We start from the raw sequence: 14318 nt of genomic DNA on the forward strand, positions 1-14318 counted from the left end.
AAAATTCCCTGTCGCGTGGCACCGGCCGGGTGGATCGGCTGGACCCCTCTTAACCTCGGCTCTGTCGGTGTCAATTGAGGCAACACGGTGACGGGGAACCGCTTCCGTGTGCGGATGTGATACCTTGCCCAACATTGCGGCTGTCACACGACAGCGTCGCTGCTGGAGATCACGAACACCTGCCCATGCGACAGGCTGCCGCCATCCTCTTCGCGCTGCTGCTTTTCGGGCCGGTGCCTGCCGGTGCTCAGCCGGCGCATGCGATCGCGATGCATGGGGAACCGGCCTACCCCCCGGGGTTCGACCATTTCGCCTATGCCAATCCGGCGGCGCCCCAGGGCGGACGGCTGACGCTCTCCCTCCCCGGCACGTTCGACAGCCTCAACCCCTTCATCGTAAAGGGATCTTCCACCGCCTTCATCCGCAACAACGTGGTGGAAAGCCTGATGGTGCGGGGCTTCGACGAGCCCTTCACCCTCTATGCGCAGCTGGCTCAGGAGGTGGAAACCGACCCCCAGCGCAGCTTTGTGACCTTCACCCTCGACCCGCGCGCCCGGTTTTCCGACGGAACGCCGGTGACGGCGGATGACGTGGTGTTTTCCTACCAGCTCCTGCGGGAGAAGGGGCGGCCGAACCATCGCCTCTATTATGGCAAGATCGCCCGCGCGCAGGTTCTCGCCGACCGCGTCGTCCGGTTCGATTTCATGAGCCCGGACAGGGAGTTGCCCCTCATCATGGGGCTGATGCCGGTGTTCGCGCGCCACGCCACCGACCCGGATAAATTCGAGGAAACCAGCCTGAAGCCGCCGCTCGGGTCCGGGCCCTACAAGGTGGCGGCGGTGGAGCCGGGCGCCAGCGTGACCTTGGCCAAGGACCCCTCCTATTGGGGCCGCGACCTGCCGACGAATCGCGGATTCAACAACTTCTCGCAACTTCGATTCGACTATTTCCGCGAACAAAACAGCGAATTCGAAGCTTTTAAGCGTCGGCTTGTCGATGCGCGGTTCGAAAGCGATCCGGGCCGCTGGGAAACCGGCTATGATTTTCCTGCTGCACGCGCCGGAGAGGTAACCCGAGAGGTTATCCCCACCGGGCTACCGAAGCCCCATTACGCCCTGGTGTTCAACACGCGGCGGGCGGTGTTCGCCGACGTGCGGGTGCGCCGGGCGATCATCGAGCTGTTCGATTTCGCCTGGCTCGACCGCAATTTCTACCACGGCCTCTACGCCCGTACCGCCGGTTTCTTCGACGGCTCGGAGCTTTCCGCCATCGGGCGCAAGGCGGATGCGGCCGAGCGGGCGATGCTCGCCGCCTTCCCCGGGGCGGTGCGGGCCGACGTGCTGGAGGGCACCTATGCCCCGCCCGCCGCCGACGGCACCGGCCGCGACCGGCTGCGGCTGAAGACGGCGCTCGACCTGTTCGCGCAAGCCGGCTGGCAGCTGAAGGACACGAAGCTGCGCCGCGTCGACACGGGCGAGCCGTTCCGCTTCGAGATCATGGTGATGACCCGCGAGCAGGAGCGCCTGTGCCTCGCCTTCGCCAGCCAGCTGGCGCGTGCCGGCATCGCGGCCAATGTGCGGATCGTCGATGCGGTGCAGTTCGACGCGCGGCGCAATTCCTATGATTTCGACATGGTGCCCTTCGTGTGGGGGCAGTCGCTCTCGCCCGGCAACGAGCAGGCCTTCTATTTCGGCTCGGCCGCCGCCGACCAGCCGGGCACGCGCAATTACATGGGCATGAAGAGCGCCGCCGCCGACACGCTGATCGCGGCCATGATCGCAGCCAGCAGCCGGGCCGACCTCGTGGCCGCCTCGCGGGCGCTGGACCGGGTGCTGATTTCCGGCGCCTATGGGGTGCCGCTGTTCCACGCGCCCGGCCAATGGCTCGCCCGCTGGAGCACGATCCACCTGCCGGGCCAGCCCTCGCTCTATGGCACCTTGCCGGAAACCTGGTGGCACACGCCGCAGTGAAGCGGCGCGGCGCCCGCTGCCGGGAGGGTGGCGCGAACCCCAAGCGTGCGCTTTTATCCCCGGCGGTTCGCACCGGCTTCAGCCGCTTGATTTCCTTGCACCTCTCCCGCGCCCGGCCGCCCTCCCGCCATGCTGGAGGCGCCCCCAGGCCGGGGTTCGCGGAACGGCGCCAAACTTGTGCGTGGCTTCAGCATCTTACACATTTGGGGGTCGCCCCCTCACGGGGGCGTGGATCGAAACCCCTGTCGATCGGCGGCGTTGCGCTGCCGGGGTAGTCGCCCCCTCACGGGGGCGTGGATCGAAACATCCCCTTGATCGTGACTTGCCATTGCTTGAGCGTGTCGCCCCCTCACGGGGGCGTGGATCGAAACGGCAACACCATGTGCCAGTTGGTCGGATCGCGCCGTCGCCCCCTCACGGGGGCGTGGATCGAAACGTCTGGCGCGGCGATGTTCTGGCGGCGGGCTAGGGTCGCCCCCTCACGGGGGCGTGGATCGAAACGTCGATCTCGGATTCGGAAACGTCAAAAGGGCTCTGTCGCCCCCTCACGGGGGCGTGGATCGAAACACAGAGAGGGAATGGCGCAACCGCGCCGCCCTTCGGTCGCCCCCTCACGGGGGCGTGGATCGAAACGACATGAAGGTGCTGACCGGCTCAAAGCCGGTGCTGTCGCCCCCTCACGGGGGCGTGGATCGAAACTCATGTGAGCTTGCCCCTGAAGCGGGGGTGAGTCGTCGCCCCCTCACGGGGGCGTGGATCGAAACATCGGCGCCGAGCGCGATCTTTCCAATGAGGAAGGTCGCCCCCTCACGGGGGCGTGGATCGAAACTGCTCCCGAGCGGCGTTGTGGCGGTCATTCAGGGCGTCGCCCCCTCACGGGGGCGTGGATCGAAACATCCGCTGGATGCGGCGGGAGAGGATGTATTCCCGTCGCCCCCTCACGGGGGCGTGGATCGAAACCGGTGCCCGGCGCGTCACCGGACGCGCCTCAGGCGGTCGCCCCCTCACGGGGGCGTGGATCGAAACAGCGGCATCCTGCGGGGTGACGTGTTTCCCGAGCGTCGCCCCCTCACGGGGGCGTGGATCGAAACTCGACGGTTCGCCCGCCGAAATAAGCGCCGACGATGTCGCCCCCTCACGGGGGCGTGGATCGAAACAATTGCGGCGAAGGATCTCTCGCCAATATTGCCCGGTCGCCCCCTCACGGGGGCGTGGATCGAAACTATCGCTGGTACGCGATGATCGAAGGAGGCGGGAAGTCGCCCCCTCACGGGGGCGTGGATCGAAACAGCGGCGCGACCCCACCCACCGGCGACAGCGACAGTCGCCCCCTCACGGGGGCGTGGATCGAAACGGCGCTAGCTACCCTGTGGCCGGCTCCGGGGGCGAGTCGCCCCCTCACGGGGGCGTGGATCGAAACATTCGCAACCTGAAGAGCCCGCAGGACGAGATCAGTCGCCCCCTCACGGGGGCGTGGATCGAAACCGAATCCACCACGGAGTCGGTGTAGATCGCCATGGTCGCCCCCTCACGGGGGCGTGGATCGAAACGAGAAACGGCCGGGCGGGGCGGTGCCCCTTGGTGTCGCCCCCTCACGGGGGCGTGGATCGAAACCCGACACGGCCGAGGGCGAGCAGCTGATCCGGCAGTCGCCCCCTCACGGGGGCGTGGATCGAAACACGCCGGTCGCCCGGAAGGACGATCTCGGCAATCGTCGCCCCCTCACGGGGGCGTGGATCGAAATAGAGGCGGGCGGGGCATGATCGACACCGTCGTGCGTCGCCTGCCCACCGGCGCCCGACCCTAGGCGATCTCCACCACTTCCACCTCGGCGCCGGCCAGTTGGGCCACATCGCCCACGGCCTTGCCCATGAGCGCGCGCGCCAGCGGCGAGACATAGGAGACCGAGCCCTGTGCCGGGTCCGCCTCGTCCTCGCCGACGATGCGATAGGTCTGGCGGCGCCCGTCCGCGCGCTCGAAAGTCACGCGCATGCCGAACTGGAGCGTGTCGGCGCCGGGCTCCGGCTCGACCAGGCGGGCGCTGGCGCGCCGGGCCGTGAAATAGCGCAGGTCCCGCGTCGCCCGCGCCATGGCGGTGCGGTCCGCCTGGACCTCGCCCTGCGCCTGCGCCGCGCCATAGGCCGCCCGCGCGTCCGCCAGGGCCGCGTCCAGCGCCGCCAGCCCCTCAACCGTCACCAGATTGGGATGGGGCGAAATCGGGCGGTCGGGCAGATCGGCGGCGGTGGCTTCAAGATCGTTTTCGCGGGTGAAGGCAACAGACATCGCAACAGGGTTTCGGGGCTGGGCGCCGCGCCGGCGCGGAAGGAAACGTCCTTCTCATATAGTCAGCAAAGCATGCCGTTCCATCCCGTCCCCGCCCGACGGCGCCGCCTTTCCCCAGGGTCGTGGGAAAACCGGGCCCCTCCCCTGCGAGCCGCCCCAACGGAACCGTGCCACTTGCGTCGCGTTCTTTCAAAAAGAGGAGATCCGAGCCATGAAGACAAGCATCGTATTGGCCTTCGTCGGCCTTGCCGCGCTCACCGGCCCCGTGGCCGCGCAGGGCGTGGTGCGCGGCGCCCAGGAAGGCGCGGCGGTCGGCAATAATGCCGCCGGTCCCGTGGGCGCGGCCGTGGGGGGCGCCGTCGGCGGCGTCACCGGAGGCGTGGTCGGCGGCGTGAAGGGCGTGCTGGGCATTCCCCAGAACACCAAGGTGAAAAAGCACACCGCGAGCAAGACGCAGAAGGCGACCAAGTCGAAGACCACCAGCGCGGCTTCCACGTCCACCCCGGCGCCCACGCCCGCATCGGCCCCCGGCACGCCCGCGGCTGCGAGCCCCGCCGCACCGGCACCCGCCCCCACGGCGGCGAGCCCCGCGCCGGCCCCGGCTCAGCCGGTCACGACGGCGAACCCGCCGGCCCCGGCGCCGACCACCAGCAATTGACGCGTCCCCATCGGGACGCGCCATAAGGGGTGAGGCTCCGCGCCCGGCTCAGGCCAGCGCGGAGCGGACCGTGATGCGCGAGAAGCGCCGCGCGCTGAAATAGCCGAGCGCGATGAAGGCCACGAGCACGCTCACCTGGGCGATGGCGAACGGCGGCTCGGCCCCGGTGGGGGCGAGCGCACGCAGCGCCGGCACCTTCTGGAACGCCTGCGCCACCGCCACGAACACCAGGAAATACAGGCTGATCACCGCCGTGATGGCATAGACGCGGCGCCATGCGCCCATCATGTGGCGGCCGTAGCGCGCGATCACCGCCACCGCAAGCACCAGCAAAGCGATCGCTCCGACGATGTGGGAGGGCAGCACGCCATTGAACGGAAAGCCGAATCCCGTGCCGCTGGTGAGAATGGCGGTGAACAGGAACAAGGCGGTCGTGACCGGCTTGCCGCGCCCGCCGAGCAGCCCCGCGACCACCAGGATGCCGGAGGCGATGGCGATCAGGCTGAGCCAGGTATGAAAGCCGGTGAAGGTCGTCGGATCGAACATGCCGTCCCCCCAATGCCATGCCGGGGCCCATGCCCCGGCGGTATCCCGGAACAAGACTAATCCAAGAGGAGATTAACGGCGCGGGGCGCGCGATCATTTTTTTGCGCCGCACGCGCCTCACGCCACCCGGCGCTTCTCCACCAGGGCGGCGAGCTTCTTGAGCACGGACAGCGTGCCCTTCAGCCGCGCCTCGGCGCTGGGCCATTCGCGCAGGAACACCACCTTGAAGTCCGGCCGCACCTTGGCCTGCGGCCCCTCGGCGTTGATCATCTGAACGAGGCCGGCGGGATCGGCGAACTGGTTGTCGCGGAAGGCGAGCACCACGCCCTTCGGGCCGGCATCCACCTTGCCCACATTGGCGCGACGCGCCAGCGCCTTGATCTGGGTGAGGCGGATCAGGTGCGTCACCTCCTCCGGTGCCGGGCCGAAGCGGTCCACCAGCTCGGCGCCGAAGGAATCCAGCTCCGCATCGGTCTCGATGTCCGCAAGGCGCCGGTAGAGCGCGAGGCGCACATGCAGGTCGGTGACATAATCTTCCGGGATCAGCACCGGCATGCCGATGGTGATGTTGGGCGACCATTTGTCGGCGGCGATCTCGGTGATGCCGGCTTTGAGGTGCGCGATCGCCTCCTGCAGCATCTCCTGATACAGCTCGTAGCCGACTTCCTTGATATGGCCGGACTGCTCGTCGCCGAGCAGATTGCCGGCGCCGCGAATGTCCAGATCGTGGCTCGCGAGCTGGAAGCCGGCGCCGAGCGTCTCCAGGGATTGCAGCACCTTCAGCCGCCGCTCGGCCTGGGTGGTCATGGGCTTTGAGGCGGGCGTGGTGAACAGCGCATAGGCCCGCGCCTTCGCCCGGCCGACGCGTCCGCGCAATTGGTAGAGCTGGGCGAGGCCGAACATGTCGGCGCGGTGCACGATCAGCGTGTTGGCGTTCGGCACGTCGAGCCCGCTTTCCACAATGGTGGTGGAGAGCAGCACATCATATTGCCCGTCGTAGAAGGCGGACATGATGTCTTCCAGGGCGGTTGCCGCCATCTGGCCGTTGGCCACCGCCACTTTGAGTTCCGGCACCTGCTTTTCCAGGAACTCGCGCACCTCGGCGAGATCGTCGATGCGCGGCACCACATAGAAGCTCTGGCCGCCGCGATAGCGCTCGCGCAGCAGGGCTTCGCGGATGGTGAGCGGGTCGAACGGCGTGATGAAGGTGCGCACCGCGAGGCGATCCACCGGCGGGGTGGCGATGAGGGAGAGTTCGCGCACGCCCGTCATGGCGAGTTGCAGCGTGCGGGGAATGGGCGTCGCGGTCAGGGTGAGGACATGCACCTCCGCCCGCAGCGCCTTCAGCCGCTCCTTGTGGGCGACGCCGAAATGCTGCTCCTCGTCCACGATGACGAGGCCGAGGTCGCGGAAATGGATGCCCTTGCCGAGCAGGGCATGGGTGCCGACGACGATGTCCACATGGCCGTCGGCGAGGCCAGCCTTCACCGCCGTGAGATCCTTGCCGGTGACGAGGCGGGAGGCCTGGGCGATGTTCACCGGCAGGCCCTTGAACCGCTCCGTGAAGGTGCGGAAATGCTGGCGCGCCAACAGCGTGGTCGGCACCACCACCGCGACCTGCTTGCCGGAAAGCGCCACCGCGAAGGCGGCGCGCAGCGCCACTTCCGTCTTGCCGAAGCCCACGTCGCCGCACACCAGGCGGTCCATGGGGTGGCCGGAGCCGAGATCGTCCAGCACCGCCTCGATGGCCGCCTGCTGGTCGTCGGTCTCCTCATAAGGGAAGCGGGCGCGGAATTCGTCATAGAGACCGGCGGCGGGCACGAGGCGCGGCGCTTGCGAGAGCTGGCGCGCGGCGGCAATCTTGATGAGCTCGCCCGCCATCTCGCGGATGCGCTTCTTCATCCGCGCCTTGCGCGTCTGCCAGCCGCCGCCGCCCAGTTTGTCCAGCTGGGCCTCGGTATCCTCCGAGCCGTAGCGCGTCAGGAGTTCGAGATTCTCCACCGGCAGGAACAGCTTGTCGCCGCCGGCATAATGGATCTCCAGGCAATCGTGCGGCGCGCCCATGGCCTCGATGGCCTTGAGCCCGATGAAGCGGCCGATGCCGTGGTCCACATGCACCACGAGGTCGCCGGCGGTGAGCGCGTTCAGCTCGGAGAGCACATCCTGCGCGCGCCGCGCCTTGCGCTTGGGCCGCACGAGGCGGTCGCCGAGAATGTCCTGTTCGCCGATGATGGCGAAGTCGGGCGTCTCAAACCCCACTTCCAGCCCATAGACCGCCAGCGCCGCCTTGGTCTTCGGCAGCGCATCCAGCAGGGCGAAGCGGGAGATCGCCGTGGTGTCCTTCAGCCCATGATCGGCGAGCACGGTGCCGAGGCGCTCGCGCGAGCCTTCCGACCAGCCGGCGAGGATCACTTTCTTGGTCTTCTGGAGCGTGCGCACATGCTCCACCGCGAGGTCGAAGACATTCACCTCCGGGTCGGCGCGCTCGGCCGCGAACGAACGGCCCTGCACGCCGCCGATGTCGATCACCTTGCCGCGGGACGTCTCGGGCGTCGCGAAGGAGGAGATGCGCACCAAAGCCGAGGCGGCGAGCCGGCCGCTCCATTCCTTGCCGGAGAGATAGAGCCGGTCCGGCGGCAAAGGCTTGTAGACCGCGCCGCCGCCGGCCAGCGCCAGCGCTTCCTTGCGGGCGGCGTAATATTCCTCGATCTGGCCGATGCGCTCGCCCGCCGCTTCCTCGGTGAGCGGATCGACGACGAGGGGGATGCCCTCAAGATAGTCGAAGAGCGTGTCCAGCCCCTCGTGAAACAGCGGCAGCCAATGTTCCATGCCGGCATGGCGGCGGCCTTCGCTGACCGCCTCATAGAGCGTGTCGCCCTTGGTGTTGGCGCCGAATTCCGCCAGATACGCCATGCGGAAGCGGCGCATGGTGTCGGAGGTCAGCTGGAACTCGGCCATGGGCACCAGTTCCAGCGCCGACATCTGGCCGGAGGTGCGCTGCGTCTCCGGATCGAAGGCGCGGATGCTTTCCAGCGTGTCGCCGAAGAAATCCAGGCGGATCGGCTGCGCCAATCCCGGCGGGAACAGGTCGATCAGGCCGCCGCGCACGGCATATTCGCCGGTGTCGCGCACGGTGGGCGTGCGCAGATAGCCGTTGCGCTCCGCCCATTCCACGATGCCTTCCAGCGCCATGGCATTGCCGGGCTTCGCGGCGAGGGACTGGGCGGCGAGCACCTCCTTCGCCGGCACGCGCTGCACGCTGGCGTTCACCGTGGTGAGCAGGACGCTCGCCTCCCCGCCGCGCACGCGGGCGAGCCGCGCCAGCGTGGACATGCGCCGCGCCACGATGGCGCCGTTGGGCGAGGCGCGGTCATAGGGCAGGCAATCCCAGGAGGGGAAGGTCAGCACCTCCAGCTCGGGCGCATAGAAGGCCAGTCCCCGCTCCAGCGCCGCCATGCGCTGGCCATCGCGGCACAGCACGACGAGGCTCGGCCAAGGCGCGTTCTTCTTCGCGGCGAGCGAGCGGGCGAGATCGGCGACGATCAGGCCTTCCAGCCCGTCCGGCACGCGCGAGAGGGTCAGCGGCACGCCGGGGGCGATGTCTTCGGCAAGGGGACGGGGACGCTTCACGGATCGGTTCCAATTGGACGGGCGGGCCAAATTCGGCCCGTCCCGATGGCCCTGGGGCCGGACTCTTCAAGAACGAGGGGCGCGCAAGGACACGGGACCGGCGCTAGAGCCCGCGCGGCACGCCCCGGCCGGACAAATGGAAGCCCTGGAGCCGGCGAAATATCTCGGTGTCATGGTCGGGGGGCACCGGCACATTGCCGCCGATCCAGGAGATCAGGTCGGGGTCTTCCACCTCGATGAGGATCTCGAACGCGGTCACCTCGTCCTCGGTGAGGGTCTCGATCTCGGCATCGGCGAAGCGGCCCATGAGCAGGTCCATCTCCCGCGTGCCGCGATGCCAGGCCCGGAACAGGATGCGCCTGCGGCGTACATCCAGCCCTGCGCTCGATTTCTCGGTTCCCGTCACGATTGGCATCCTCCCGCGCGATCCGGCGCGCGCAACAGCAAAGCGCGGCCGGGCCCTTGGGAGCCCGTCCGTGCCAATGCTTATAGTCGCTTTTGAAGCGCGCTGGCCAGTGCCGGGCGCGCGCCGGCGCGGCGGCTATTTCTTGGAGAGATCGCGGCCGAGATAATACAGGCCGAGCGGCGGGATGAGGGTGCCGAAGAAGGTCTCGGTGGCCTCGGTCTGCGTGAGTTCCCGATGCTGCGTGACGGCCACATAGCCGGCGGTGAGGATCATGGAGGCGGGCAGCGCGAAGCCCATGCCGAGCGCGACCCCGCCCAGGGTGGTGATGCCGACTCCGGTCTTGCCCGCAAGGTGCACGGGGGCCGGCGGCGGTGCCGGCTCAAGAAAAGCCCAGGCGCTCGAACACGCCCCGTTCAACAAACCGGCAACCGCCAGCGTCGCCATCCACTTTGCGCGCATCCACGCCCCCTTGAGTGAGTCGAGACCCAAGATTAGGCGGCGAACAACCCCCGGCACAGTGAAGCTCAAGCTATCTTACGGTTACTTTTCCTCGAACACCTGGGCGAGGCGGGTCATGAAGGGCTCGTCGGTCATGTCGAGCCGCAGCGGCGTCACGGAGATGCGGCCCTCGTCCAGCGCCCGCAGGTCCGAGCCCGGCACGGTGCCGAAGACGCGGCGCTCGAAGCCGATCCAGTAATACGCATTGCCGCGCCCGTCCTGGCGCGCATCGATGCGCATGAGATTCTGGTCGCGCCGGCCCTGGGCGGTCACGGCGATGCCCTGCACGTCGCGCGGCGGGCGATCCGGAAAATTCACATTCACCAGGATGCCGGCGGGGATGCCCTCCTTCAGCAAGGTGCGGATCACGTCCGGCGCATGGGCCTCGGCGGTGTCGTAGGAGGGATTGGCGCGCGTTGCCGGGCCGAACGCCTGCGACAAGGCGATGGAGGGAATGCCGAGGATCGTCCCCTCGATGGCGCCCGCCACGGTGCCGGAATAGCTCACGTCCTCGGCGATGTTCTGCCCGCGGTTGACGCCCGAGAGCACGAGGTCCGGCGCCTTGCCTTCCATGAGGTGGCGCACCGCCATGATGACGCAATCGGTGGGCGTGCCCTTCACCGCGAAGCGCTGCGCCTCCACCTGCCGCAGGCGCAGCGGATCGCTAAGGGACAGCGAATGGGCGACGCCCGACTGGTCGGTCTCCGGCGCCACCACCCACACATCGTCCGACAGGGCGCGGGCGATGCGGGCGCATGCATCGAGGCCCGGCGCGTGGATGCCGTCGTCATTGGTCACCAGGATGCGCATGGGAATGGGTCCTCGTGTGCGGCCGGCCGGTGCCGGTCGCGTGGAATGGCGCGCGGCGCCGCGCGCTGGCCAGGGTCGGCCGGCGGCACCCGAAGTGCGCTGCTTACCCGGAGTGGGCGCCCGCTGCAACGAAAGGGGGAGGTATTCGGCAGGGCGTGGGCCGCAGCCGGGCCCGGGCCGAACCGCCTATTTCAATTTCTCGATCACCTTGAGCCCGCCCATATAAGGCGCGAGCGCGGCGGGAACGGCGACCGCGCCGTTCTCCTGCTGGTAATTCTCCAGCACCGCCACCAGCGCACGGCCGACCGCGACGCCGGAGCCATTCAGCGTGTGGACGAAGCGCGGGCTCTTGCTCTCCGCCGGGCGATAGCGGGCGTTCATGCGGCGGGCCTGGAAATCGCCGCACACCGAGCAGGAGGAAATCTCGCGATACATCCCCTGCCCCGGCAGCCACACCTCGATGTCATAGGTCTTCTGCGAGGCAAAGCCCATGTCGCCGGTGCAGAGCGTGACCACGCGATAATGCAGGTCCAGCTTCTTCAGCACCGCCTCGGCGCAGGCGAGCATGCGCTCGTGCTCCTCCAGCGATTTTTCCGGCGTGGTGATGGAGACCAGTTCCACCTTGGTGAACTGGTGCTGCCGGATCATGCCCCGCGTATCGCGCCCCGCCGACCCGGCCTCGGCCCGGAAGCACGGCGTGCAGGCGGTGAGGCGCAGGGGGAGCTCTTCTTCCGAGAGGATGGATTCGCGGACGAGGTTCGTCAGCGGGACTTCGGCGGTGGGGATGAGCCAGAGCGCCTTTTCAATGAGTGGCCTGATCTGCTCTTGAAAGGACCCTTCGCCACTCAGAAAGACTTTTCCACCCCAGCTCTTTCGAAGTTCCTCAGACCGATTTCCAATGAAGTCGAAGTGAGGGCGACCAGGGTCTGGAAAGGACAAGTGATATTCGGAAGGAGAAACCAGCTCCTGTGAAACGGCGGCGAACTGATCATCCCGAAACTTCGGCAATTGCGCGGTGCCAAACATCGCCTCGTCGCGCACCAGCAGCGGCGGATTTACTTCCGTATAGCCGTGCTCTTCGGTGTGCACGTCCAGGAAGAATTGCCCCAGAGCCCGCTCCATGCGCGCCAGCGGGCCCTTATTGACCACGAAGCGCGCACCCGAAAGCTTCGCCGCCGTGTCGAAATCCATCATGCCGAGGCCTTCGCCCACCTCGAAATGCTGTTTCGCCGCGAAATCATAAACGGGCTTGGTGCCGGAGACGCTCTTCTCCACATTGTCGTGCTCGTCCGCGCCATCCGGCACGCTGTCCAGCGGCACGTTGGGGATGGCGGCAAGCTCGGTGGTCAGCGCGGCGTCGAGCGCCTTTGCTTCCTGCTCAAGCGCCGGAACATCCACCTTCAGCCGGCCGACTTCCTCCATGAGGGCGGCGGCGCGGGCCTCGTCCTTCGCCGCCTTGGCCTGGCCGATTTCCTTCGAGGCCGCATTGCGGCGGGCGAGCAGGCCTTCCAGCGTGGTGAGGGTGGCGCGGCGCTGCTCATCGAGCGCCAGCAGCTTGTCGCGCAGGGCAACCGCCTCCGCCCCATCGACGCGGCGGCGCGTCAGGGCGGTGACGAGGCCTTCGGGCTGCTCGCGGATCCATTTGATATCGTGCATGAAACCGGCTCCGCCGCGAAAAGGCGACGGGGCCGCGCCGCCCCCTCGGGACGGTGAGGCTTCATCCCTCGCCGAACAGTGTGGGATGCGCCCCTTGGGAGCCTCAGTCCGCCGCTTCGGCAGCCTCGCGGGCCGCTTCCGCCGCGTTCCGCCGCTTCTCGACGATGCGCACCAGATAGACCGAAATCTCGTAGAGAAGCAGCGTCGGGATCGCAAGAGACAGCTGGCTGATCACATCCGGCGGGGTGAGCACGGCGGCCAGGATGAACACCCCGACTATGGCATAGCGCCGCGCCTTGGTGAGCATGTCCGCCGTCACCACCCCCACCTGCGCCAGCAGGGTGAGAATCACCGGCAGCTGGAAGCAGATGCCGAACGCCAGGATCAGCGTGGTGATGAGCGAGAGATATTCGCTCACCTTCGGCAGCAGCGAGATTTCCGCCCGCCCGTCGCCGCCCGCCTGCTGCATCCCGAGGAAGTAGGTCATGGCCAGCGGCATGGCGACGAAATAGACGAACGCCGCGCCGATCAGGAAGCAGATGGGCGTCGCGATCAGGTAGGGAACGAACGCATTCTTCTCGTGCTTGTAGAGGCCCGGCGCCACGAACATGTAAATCTGCGTCGCGACCACCGGGAAGGAGATGAACGCCGCCCCGAACATGCCGAGCTTGATCTGGGTGAACAGGAATTCCTGCGGCGCGGTATAGATGAGCTTCACCCCGGGCGCGAAGCCGGAGGCGAATTCATAGGGCCACAGCAGGATATTGTAGATCTGCTTCGCCAGCATGAAGCAGAGGAAGAAGGCGATCAGGAACGCGATCACCGATTTGATCAGGCGCGAGCGCAGCTCGATCAGATGTTCGATGAGCGGCGCCTTCGAGGCGTCGATATCGTCCGTGCTCATGGGCGCGGCCCGTCCGCGTCGGGAGCGGGCAGCGCGGTCGCCTCGGCGGGCGGCGCGAGAAGGGTCGGCTCGGCGGCGGGGGGCGGTAAGGGCACGAGAGGCTCGCTGGATACGGCGACGGTGGGCGCGGCCTGAACCGGCGCCCCTTCCGCCGCCCCCGCGCCGGGCAATGCGGCCTGCGCGGGAACCACGATCTGGGCGGTGGCGGCGGTGATCGCGGCCGCAGCGCTCATGGCGGCGGCCTCATGGGGCGAAAGGGTCTTGGCAACCACGGGCGGGTCCACGGGGAGCGCGTCGCCGGAGGCGGCAGGCGTGGCCGTGCCCTCGACCGTGGAGCGGATCTCCTCGCGGATGCTGCGCAGCGGGTCGAACACGTCCGACCCGGGGAAAGAGGATTTCGCGCTCTCGGCAATGTTGCCGATCTCGCTGCGCATGTCCGAGAGGTCCGCTTCCCTAAGGGCATCCTGGAATTGCCCCTGGAACTCGCCCGCCATGCGGCGCAGCTTGGTGACCGTGCGCCCCACGGTGCGCAGAACCGATGGCAATTCCTTGGGCCCGATGACGATCAGCGCGACAACGCCGATCAACATGAGCTCAGACCAGCCGATGTCGAACATGACGGCTCAATGCCTGCGGCTCAGCCGCGGCCTCCTCTAGCGCCCGAATGAAGCCTCAGACGGCCTTCTTCTCTGCCTCGGGTGCAGCCGATGCCTGGTGCGGAATCGGACGCGGCGCTTCCGGCGCGGAGGCCGGCGCGGGCGTGTCGTCTTCCGCCAGGCCCTTCTTGAAGGACTTGATGCCCTTGGCCACGTCGCCCATCAGGTCGGAGATCTTGCCGCGACCAAACAGGAGGAGCACCACGGCCAGCACGATGATCCAGTGCCAGATGCTCAACGAACCCATCACACTTCCTCCAAAAACGTCGCGCGCACGGCGCCGATCGCGCGGCTTTGCGCC

Annotated in this window: 12 protein-coding genes and 1 CRISPR repeat array; of the genes, 2 read left to right on the top strand and 10 right to left on the bottom strand. The window is 67.8% G+C overall.

Translation table 11 applies throughout. The annotated features are described in order from the left end of the window. The first annotated feature begins 185 nt into the window (after window positions 1–185). On the top strand, window positions 186–1970 hold the full coding sequence (locus tag V5F84_RS14715; RefSeq protein WP_394043728.1) for an extracellular solute-binding protein: 1785 nt from the start codon (window positions 186–188) through the stop codon (window positions 1968–1970). Window positions 1971–2179: 209 nt separating this feature from the next. Further along, window positions 2180–3714: a CRISPR direct-repeat array (repeat unit 31 nt; unit sequence GTCGCCCCCTCACGGGGGCGTGGATCGAAAC). 59 nt (window positions 3715–3773) lie between these two features. Here the strand turns inward: V5F84_RS14715 and greA are convergent. Further along, the gene (greA, locus tag V5F84_RS14720) at window positions 3774–4253 is read right to left on the bottom strand and encodes a transcription elongation factor GreA (protein ID WP_394043729.1); all 480 of its coding nucleotides are present in this window, start codon (window positions 4251–4253) and stop codon (window positions 3774–3776) included. Between the two features lie 211 nt (window positions 4254–4464). Between greA and V5F84_RS14725 the strand changes: the two genes are divergently transcribed. Further along, window positions 4465–4911: a hypothetical protein gene (locus V5F84_RS14725; RefSeq protein ID WP_394043730.1), complete on the top strand. Its 447-nt coding sequence runs from the start codon at window positions 4465–4467 to the stop codon at window positions 4909–4911. 48 nt (window positions 4912–4959) lie between these two features. Here V5F84_RS14725 and V5F84_RS14730 read toward each other — a convergent pair whose 3' ends face one another. From V5F84_RS14730 to V5F84_RS14770, 9 genes are all read right to left on the bottom strand, one after another. Further along, complete coding sequence (locus V5F84_RS14730) at window positions 4960–5457, bottom strand: hypothetical protein (RefSeq protein ID WP_394043731.1); 498 nt, start codon at window positions 5455–5457, stop codon at window positions 4960–4962. Between the two features lie 117 nt (window positions 5458–5574). After that, window positions 5575–9087: a transcription-repair coupling factor gene (mfd, locus tag V5F84_RS14735; RefSeq protein ID WP_394043732.1), complete on the bottom strand. Its 3513-nt coding sequence runs from the start codon at window positions 9085–9087 to the stop codon at window positions 5575–5577. Between the two features lie 103 nt (window positions 9088–9190). After that, window positions 9191–9493: an FAD assembly factor SdhE gene (locus V5F84_RS14740; RefSeq protein WP_394014882.1), complete on the bottom strand. Its 303-nt coding sequence runs from the start codon at window positions 9491–9493 to the stop codon at window positions 9191–9193. Between the two features lie 135 nt (window positions 9494–9628). Beyond that, window positions 9629–9952: a hypothetical protein gene (locus V5F84_RS14745; protein WP_394043733.1), complete on the bottom strand. Its 324-nt coding sequence runs from the start codon at window positions 9950–9952 to the stop codon at window positions 9629–9631. 81 nt (window positions 9953–10033) lie between these two features. After that, window positions 10034–10801, bottom strand: a complete 768-nt coding sequence (gene surE / locus V5F84_RS14750) for a 5'/3'-nucleotidase SurE (protein ID WP_394043734.1) — start codon at window positions 10799–10801, stop codon at window positions 10034–10036. Between the two features lie 186 nt (window positions 10802–10987). After that, entirely contained in the window at window positions 10988–12457 is a 1470-nt protein-coding gene (serS, locus tag V5F84_RS14755; RefSeq protein WP_394043735.1) for a serine--tRNA ligase, read from the bottom strand. A 103-nt stretch (window positions 12458–12560) separates the two neighbouring features. Further along, complete coding sequence (gene tatC, locus V5F84_RS14760; RefSeq protein WP_394043736.1) at window positions 12561–13361, bottom strand: twin-arginine translocase subunit TatC; 801 nt, start codon at window positions 13359–13361, stop codon at window positions 12561–12563. Further along, window positions 13358–13978, bottom strand: coding sequence for a Sec-independent protein translocase protein TatB (gene tatB, locus V5F84_RS14765; RefSeq protein WP_394043737.1), 621 nt, complete (start codon window positions 13976–13978; stop codon window positions 13358–13360). Before tatB ends, tatC begins: the two co-directional genes overlap by 4 nt. Before the next feature lie 55 nt (window positions 13979–14033). After that, window positions 14034–14264 carry a twin-arginine translocase TatA/TatE family subunit gene (locus V5F84_RS14770; RefSeq protein WP_394043738.1) on the bottom strand — a complete coding sequence of 77 codons (231 nt, stop codon included), beginning with the start codon at window positions 14262–14264 and terminating at the stop codon, window positions 14034–14036. Window positions 14265–14318: the final 54 nt, after the last annotated feature.

Origin of the sequence: Roseixanthobacter liquoris (assembly GCF_043195135.2) — a bacterium.
Classification (GTDB): Bacteria; Pseudomonadota; Alphaproteobacteria; order Rhizobiales; family Xanthobacteraceae; genus NCEH01.

Bases quoted from the DNA above. Each gene is read 5' to 3' on its own strand.
- V5F84_RS14745 (WP_394043733.1), bottom strand. From the start codon at position 9,952: ATGCGCGCAAAGTGGATGGCGACGCTGGCGGTTGCCGGTTTGTTGAAC.
- tatB (WP_394043737.1), bottom strand. From the start codon at position 13,978: ATGTTCGACATCGGCTGGTCTGAGCTCATGTTGATCGGCGTTGTCGCG.
- greA (WP_394043729.1), bottom strand. From the start codon at position 4,253: ATGTCTGTTGCCTTCACCCGCGAAAACGATCTTGAAGCCACCGCCGCC.
- tatC (WP_394043736.1), bottom strand. From the start codon at position 13,361: ATGAGCACGGACGATATCGACGCCTCGAAGGCGCCGCTCATCGAACAT.
- V5F84_RS14715 (WP_394043728.1), top strand. From the start codon at position 186: ATGCGACAGGCTGCCGCCATCCTCTTCGCGCTGCTGCTTTTCGGGCCG.
- serS (WP_394043735.1), bottom strand. From the start codon at position 12,457: ATGCACGATATCAAATGGATCCGCGAGCAGCCCGAAGGCCTCGTCACC.
- V5F84_RS14770 (WP_394043738.1), bottom strand. From the start codon at position 14,264: ATGGGTTCGTTGAGCATCTGGCACTGGATCATCGTGCTGGCCGTGGTG.
- surE (WP_394043734.1), bottom strand. From the start codon at position 10,801: ATGCGCATCCTGGTGACCAATGACGACGGCATCCACGCGCCGGGCCTC.
- V5F84_RS14730 (WP_394043731.1), bottom strand. From the start codon at position 5,457: ATGTTCGATCCGACGACCTTCACCGGCTTTCATACCTGGCTCAGCCTG.
- V5F84_RS14725 (WP_394043730.1), top strand. From the start codon at position 4,465: ATGAAGACAAGCATCGTATTGGCCTTCGTCGGCCTTGCCGCGCTCACC.